We start from the raw sequence: 6,810 nt of genomic DNA on the forward strand, positions 1-6,810 counted from the left end.
GCCCAAACGGGCACAACGGAGCCACCTGCTGACCGGCTAAAAACCCTATGCCTACAACCGGGCCAGCTTTTGCGCGTCGGACTCGGAAACGTGGCCGCGCTCTACCAGGAAGCTACGTACCAAACCGAAAGATTCAGCATCAAGCCCCGAGTTGGGATGATTCAGCAAGGTATCGAGCAGAAACTGGCGGTCTTCATCCACGTGCTGGCTCAGGCCCAGGAAGCTGGGCAGGTTGCTTTCCACGCTCAGGCGCAGAAACCTGATTTCCGGGTTGTCAGCATCGAGCTTCACCGCTTGCTCGAACTGCTTGCTGGCCTGCTGCACGTAAGTAAGCTTGTTGAACATCGACGCATCGCGGGCCCGAATAGCTTCTGCGGCGGCCTTGTAAGCCAGCACCACGGCGTTCTGCTGGGTGTAGGCAGCCATGAACTTATGGAATTTCTCGCCAGCCTCCTTGTTAGTGGCGGCTTGCTGATACTGGCGGCGTAGGTGCGGAACGGCGTAGGGGTTGGCTTCGGTAGACACGAGGGTAGAAAAAGTAAGGAAGAGGGTTAGGAACAGATATTTAAGCACGAAATCAAAGCTAAAAGACAGACTGATGGGGCGAAACCAAGCCAGGCACGCCGGCAAATTCTCCTTCAATAATAACGCCAAGCGGCGAAACTTAGTCTGTCAGGCTTTTCTCTCACCTCAAATACGTGCCAGCCGATAGCGGAACCAGGAGCCCATTAGCAACAACAGTTTGGTGTTGGTAGGCACCCGCACCCGCTCGCCCAAAATGCGCCGCGCGGGCAGCTGCCGGATTTTGTGGAAAAGCTTCAGGTAATACACGTAGGCCAGGTACACGCCCAGGCGGGCCGCCCGCGGTAGCTGCACGATGCCCGCGTAGCCGGCCTCAAAATCGGCCCGGATATCGGCCTCGATGTCGCGCTTCACTTCATCGGTAAACTCGTCGTAGCGCACCCCCGGAAAATATACCCGGCCGCGGTCCTCATAATCGGAGCGTATGTCGCGCAGGAAGTTAATTTTCTGGAAGGCCGAGCCCAGCCGCCGGGCGGGCTCACGCAAATGGTCGAACTGGGCCCGGTCGCCCTCACAGAATACCCGCAGGCACATCAGGCCCACAACTTCGGCCGAGCCATAAATGTATTTCGCGTAGAGCGACTGGTCGTAGCTGCGGTCATCGAGGTCCATTTCCATGCTGTACAGAAACGCATCGATGAATTCGCGGTCGATACCATACTGGTGCACCACATCCTGAAACGCGTGTAGCACCGGGTTCAGACTGATACGTTTGTCCAGAGCCTCGTAGGTCTGGCGCCGGAAATCGGCGAACAGCGCAGCTTTGTCGTGGTCGTGAAACGTGTCTACGATTTCGTCGGCCCAGCGCACAAACCCATACACCGAGTACACTGGCAAATGAAACCGTTGGTCGAGCGTGCGGATGCCGAGCGTAAACGAGGTGCTGTACCGCTGCGTGATAAGCTTACTGCACGCCCGGCTGGTTTCGGTGAAAAGAGCTACGTGGTCCAAATTGAATTAAGAGTTAGGAATTAAGAATTAAGAACCTCCTGCCGGAATACTCCCACAGCAAATTCATTTCCTTAATTCATGAACAGGATTTTTAGGCATTCTAAACAATATTCTTTATTCTTTATTCTTAATTCTTAATTCTTAATTCTTTCAACACTTCCCCTGCCACTACCTGGCCCGAAATGAGCGAAGGCGGAACGCCGGGGCCAGGCACGGTGAGCTGGCCGGTGAAGTAGAGGTTGCTCACTTTCTTGCTCTTGAGGCTGGGCTTGAGGATGGCGGTTTGACGCAGGGTGTTGGCCAAGCCATAGGCGTTGCCCTTGTAGCTATGGTAATCGTCCATGAAATCCTGGTGGGCGTAGCTGCGTTTGTACACCACCGCGTCGCGGATACTGGTACCGCAGTGGCGCTCCAGCCGCTCCATAATCAGGTTGTAATAATGCTCGCGGGTAGCTTCAGGATCGGGCAAGTCGGGGGCCACCGGAATCAGCAGAAAGATGTTTTCGGAGCCCTCCGGTGCTACTGAGGGGTCGGTCTGCGAGGGGGCCGACACGTAGAACAGTGGGCGGCTGGGCCACTTGGGGTCCTCGTAGATTTCTTCGGCGTGCAGGCTGAAATCTTCGTCGAAAAACAGGTTGTGGTGGCGCAGGTTGGGCAGGCGCTTGTTCACGCCCAGGTAAAACAGCAGCGACGAGGGCGCCATCGTGCGCTTATCCCAATAAGCCTCGTCGTAAGTGCGCCACTCGGGAGCCAGCAGGTGCTGCTCGGCGTGGTGGTAGTCGGCTCCGGCCACCACTACATCGGCGGGCCGGAAACCAGCGGCGGTCTGCACGCCGGTAGCCCGGCCATTCTCCACCACGATTTTTTCTACCGGCGCATTGTACTCGATGCTGACGCCTTGCTCGCGGGCCAGGGCCACCATGCCCTCCACAATTCTGTGCATCCCACCCATCGGATACCAGGTCCCCAGGGCCAGGTCGGCGTAGTTCATGAGCGAGTACAGCGCCGGCGTATTTTCGGACGTGGCGCCCAGAAACAGAATCGGAAACTCGACCAGCTCCAGCAGCCGGGGGTCCTTGAAAAACTTGCGCACATGCTTGTGCATGCTTTGGAGCAAATCGAGGCGCACGGCATCCACGAGCAAACGTGGGTCGGCGAATTCGAGCAGCGAGCGGCCGGGCATGTGCACGAACTTGCCGATGCCCACCTTGTACTTGTAGGCCGCCTGGCGCAGAAACTCATCGAGCCGCGCCCCACTGCCGGGCTCAAACCGTTCGAACAGCGCCCGCAACTCGCTCATGGCGGCCGGGATATCTACTGCCTGGGGGCCCTTGAAAATAACCTGGTACGAGGGATCGAGCCGGACTAAGTTGTAGTAATCCGAAACTTTGCGGCCGAAGCGCGCGAAGTACTGCTCGAAAATATCGGGCATCCAGTACCAGCTCGGGCCCATATCGAAGGTGAACCCTTCGGCCTGGAACTGCCGGGCCCGGCCGCCTGGGCCCTCGTTTTTTTCCAGTAACGTTACGCGGCAGCCGTGTTGGGCCAGCGAAGTAGCCGCCGACAACCCTGCGAAGCCGGCCCCAATAACAATGACGTGTTTACCGCTCACAAGCAAAATAAATTATCCCAGTCAGATGAACCCGGCTTGCGCAAAGATGGGATTTTGCGGCTTTACTGCCCGGGTACCGCTTACCATACCGGCTGCCGCGCCAGAGGTTTTGACTGCGACAAAGTAACAGCGTGAGACTACCACAAGCAGACGGGCCGCAAACCACGTCGCCCGAAGGCGAAACGTAGTCCGCGGCCCGCGATACGCCCGGGGCGGGTCTGTACTCTCTCCCTATTCCCTACACGCCGGGGGCATATGTCTTCAGCGCCAGCTTAAGTTCTTTGCGAGCGATGTGAATACGGTTTTTAACGGTTCCAATCGGAATTTGCAGCTTCTCAGCAATTTCCAGGTACTTGTAACCAATGTAGTACATCATGAATGGCGTCCGGTAGTCGGCCGAAAGGCCGGCAATGGCCGCGTTGATGTCCGTTACTACGAAATCGGAGCTGGCACCGTTGTGCGTAATGTAGTTTTCATCGGTATTAAAATACTGGAAGTACTCCGTACTATCGATGTTGCTATTACGCTTGGTAATCTTGTTGTAGTTGTTAATGAAGGTGTTGCGCATGATGGTGTACAACCATGCCTTCAAATTGGTGCCCGTCTTGAACTTGTCCTTGTTCAACATGGCTTTGAGCAAGGTTTCCTGCACCAGGTCCTTGGCATCGTCCGCGTCGCGGGTCAGGTTCATCGCCACGGGCTTCAGCGAGTAGGAAATCTTCTGTACTTGGTCAGTGAATTCTACGGAGGTCATACTGTTTAGCTTTTCGTGGCAAAAAGTTAAACAAATATACGAGCCTTCGCCCAAAAAAGACGGGGTGACCCCAATTTATTTCGCTTCTTTTCCCAATGTATTGCCCCTCCGCACCTAAGGGCCGTTTTTATATTTCTAGTAACTCGTCGGACCGGCGCAAAACCCAGGCATTCCCATTGCTAGTCTAAGTTTTACAGCGCACCTCTGCCCCACCACACACGGCAATGGGCACCAAACGATAAGATGTGTTTTATAACGCTACGCCGCGTTTGGCCTTCTTGGCAACCGGCACCGATGCATCGGCCAAGGCAATGAAATCGGTAATCAAAGCCAGCCGAGCTGTTTTGGGTGGCAGCGGAAAATCAAGCTGAGCCAGCGGACCATACAGATAAATCTGGCTATCGGGGCAGTATTCGCCTAGTTTCTGCACAAAGCCGGCCACGTGGTCGCGTTCGGGTACGGCCGTCATCACCGTCAGCAGGGCGTGGGGCTCGTAAATGTCACAGACAGCTTTCAGCTCTAAAATAGGCAGGTTCTGGCCCAAGTACAGTACGTGATGTCCTCGGGCCCTTAGCACGTAGTTCATGAACAGCAAGGCTAGTTCGTGCATTTCACCTTCGGCCAGAAACAGCACCCAGCGCTGGGCCGTGGCGGGTGCTACCGCCGGCAGCGCATCGGTGGCTGCCATCAGCTTCTGGCGCAACATATTCGTGACCAAGTGCTCCTGGGCTGGATTCACGCTGCCGGCCTGCCACATTACGCCAATCCGTTGCAGGAACGGGTACGCCACCCGCAGAATAGCCTCCTCGACTCCGCGTTGGGCAATGGTATGGTTGAGTAGCTTAACGAGTTGGCACTCGTCCATTTCGATCATGGCGGCCAGCAGCGCATTAACGCGCTGGCAGTAATCGTGGGCGTCGTCGTTGAAGGAAATAACCGCTTCGGTCAGCTCCTGCTCGCTGAGCTTGGCCACCTGCGAAATCCGGTGGCCCCGACTACAAAGCGTAGCTACGTTCAGCAGCCGGCGCAAATCATCATCGCAGTAGGTACGGATGTTAGTAGCGGTGCGCACTGGCCGTAATATGCCATAGCGCTGCTCCCAGACGCGAATTGTATGCGCCTTGATGCCCGAAAGGTGCTCTAAGTCAGAAATGGAGAATTGTCCCACAGCGTTAATTTACAACCACTACGGTCGAGTTAGCCCGCCGTAGCGGAGCGCGATTTAATTACCCTAGTTGGCGCCGGACGCCGCAGGGCCAACCGGAAATACTTGGGCGAAATCCACAACAAACCAAACTCCTCGCTACCGTCGCGGCCAGTAGTTTTATGGTGAATTTTATGGGCCATATTCAGGGCCCGCAGGTAAGTGTTGCGCGATTTGCGCCAAAACCGCAACCGCCCATGAATTAGCACATCGTGCACGAAGAAATACAGCGTTCCATAAGCTGCAATGCCCACCCCCATCCAAAACCTAAAATCGTGGGTCGGCGAGCCGAACACGATAAGCAGCATCGAGAGCGAGCCGTAGAACAGGAAGAAAAAGTCGTTGCGCTCGAAATTGTGCGGATGGCGCACATGGTGGGAGCGGTGCAAAAACCACAGCGGTCCGTGCAGCACAAAACGGTGCATAAACCAGGCTACGAATTCCATCCCGAAGAAAGTAGCCGTGGTTACGGCTACGGCTGCCAGCATTGTCATACTAGGGCTAACCAGCTTAGAAGTGATAGGTTTTACCGGTTGATAGTGGGTTGGAAATAAAAAGAGCGTCATGCCGGGTATAGCATGACGCCCTTTTATTGCCAACCTTCCTAGTTATCCCAGGTGAGCTTCTCCTTATTCAGGAAAGCGGCAATGCCACGGCGGCAGTCGTCGGAGCTGCGGGCATCGGCGTTCATGCGGGCAGCATAGCGCAGGCTGTCTTCGAGGGGCATTTCGGGCAGGCGGGCCATCATTTCCTTCGTGATTTCCATGCTCTGCCCCGAATTCTCGACGCAGAGGCGGCGGGCGAAACGGTACACCTCGTCGGCCAGCTCCTCGGCGGGCACTACGAAGTTTACGAGGCCGTACTCCATCGCCTTCTCCGCCGATATCACGTCGCCGGTGAGCAGCAGCTGCTTGGTGCGGGTTTCGCCGATTTTACGGAGCAGGAAAATGCTGACAATGGCGGGCAGGAAGCCAATTTTAACTTCCGTGTAGCCGAATTTGGCGGCCGGTACCGTAAAAGCGAAGTCGCAGATAGTGGCCAGCCCGCAACCGCCGGCCAGCGCGTGCCCGTGCACCTGCCCGATAACCACCTTGTTGAGGGTATAAATCTGGTGGAACAGCTGCATGAGGTGGGTCGAATCGGCCAGGTTATCCTGGTAGCCGAAGCTTTGGAGCTCTTGGATGTAGCCCAGGTCGGCTCCGGCGCAAAACACGTCGCCGGCGGCCCGCAACACGATGACTTTGCAATCATCATCGTCTTCAGCAAAGGCGAATGATTGCTTTAACTCAGTTACTACGTTGGCATTTAGCGCGTTACGCTTATCAGGTCGATTCAGGGTGATGTAGCCAATGGAATCCTGCACATCGTAACGGATGTAGCGCAATTCTTCCAGCTCCTGAGTAGGCATGTCTTCCATGGATCAGGGGGGTATGGGGGCAGTGAGAAAAATCGGCGGAAGCCAGCGGACAAAACCGCCTGGGCCGGGCCGAGCGAAAAATGGGGGAGAAAAGGTCGAAGAAACCAAACCTAGCAAAATTGATGCTATTATGATACGAACTACTGACTTAATACGGCCGGCAGTTTCGATTAACGGGCCGAATGGCTCCCGCTAGAGCCTGTTATGGACTAGTGGCTCGGAAAACGCCTTTTGCCAGCAAGAGTGTCGCAAAGGCCAGGAAGTGAAATTGCTGCATGGTCAGGGCTAGG

General features: G+C 55.8%; 7 protein-coding genes. All 7 read right to left on the reverse strand.

Features of this window, described 5'->3' with window-relative positions; translation table 11 throughout:
• Nucleotides 1-51 precede the first annotated feature (51 nt).
• Nucleotides 52-525: a hypothetical protein gene (locus CDA63_RS11545; protein ID WP_126546829.1), complete on the reverse strand. Its 474-nt coding sequence runs from the start codon at nt 523-525 to the stop codon at nt 52-54.
• 165 nt (nt 526-690) lie between these two features.
• Entirely contained in the window at nt 691-1,533 is an 843-nt protein-coding gene (locus CDA63_RS11550; RefSeq protein WP_088464609.1) for a phytoene/squalene synthase family protein, read from the reverse strand.
• Between the two features lie 127 nt (nt 1,534-1,660).
• Nucleotides 1,661-3,145: a phytoene desaturase family protein gene (locus CDA63_RS11555; RefSeq protein ID WP_165768278.1), complete on the reverse strand. Its 1,485-nt coding sequence runs from the start codon at nt 3,143-3,145 to the stop codon at nt 1,661-1,663.
• 238 nt (nt 3,146-3,383) lie between these two features.
• On the reverse strand, nt 3,384-3,899 hold the full coding sequence (locus CDA63_RS11560; RefSeq protein ID WP_088464610.1) for a sigma-70 family RNA polymerase sigma factor: 516 nt from the start codon (nt 3,897-3,899) through the stop codon (nt 3,384-3,386).
• A 250-nt stretch (nt 3,900-4,149) separates the two neighbouring features.
• Nucleotides 4,150-5,067 (reverse strand): MerR family transcriptional regulator, encoded by a 918-nt coding sequence (locus CDA63_RS11565; RefSeq protein ID WP_088464611.1) that lies wholly within the window; start codon nt 5,065-5,067, stop codon nt 4,150-4,152.
• A gap of 29 nt (nt 5,068-5,096) precedes the next feature.
• A complete protein-coding gene (locus CDA63_RS11570) occupies nt 5,097-5,597 on the reverse strand; it encodes a sterol desaturase family protein (protein WP_088464612.1) in 501 nt (166 codons plus the stop codon).
• 110 nt (nt 5,598-5,707) lie between these two features.
• On the reverse strand, nt 5,708-6,520 hold the full coding sequence (locus CDA63_RS11575) for an enoyl-CoA hydratase/isomerase family protein (RefSeq protein ID WP_088464613.1): 813 nt from the start codon (nt 6,518-6,520) through the stop codon (nt 5,708-5,710).
• Between the last annotated feature and the right edge of the window lie 290 nt (nt 6,521-6,810).

Origin of the sequence: Hymenobacter amundsenii (genome assembly GCF_002204745.1) — a bacterium.
Lineage (GTDB): Bacteria > Bacteroidota > Bacteroidia > Cytophagales > Hymenobacteraceae > Hymenobacter > Hymenobacter amundsenii.

What these genes read in the sequence shown, in the direction of transcription:
- CDA63_RS11560 (WP_088464610.1), bottom strand. Translation starts at nt 3,899, where the DNA reads ATGACCTCCGTAGAATTCACTGACCAAGTACAGAAGATTTCCTACTCG.
- CDA63_RS11570 (WP_088464612.1), bottom strand. Translation starts at nt 5,597, where the DNA reads ATGACAATGCTGGCAGCCGTAGCCGTAACCACGGCTACTTTCTTCGGG.
- CDA63_RS11575 (WP_088464613.1), bottom strand. Translation starts at nt 6,520, where the DNA reads ATGGAAGACATGCCTACTCAGGAGCTGGAAGAATTGCGCTACATCCGT.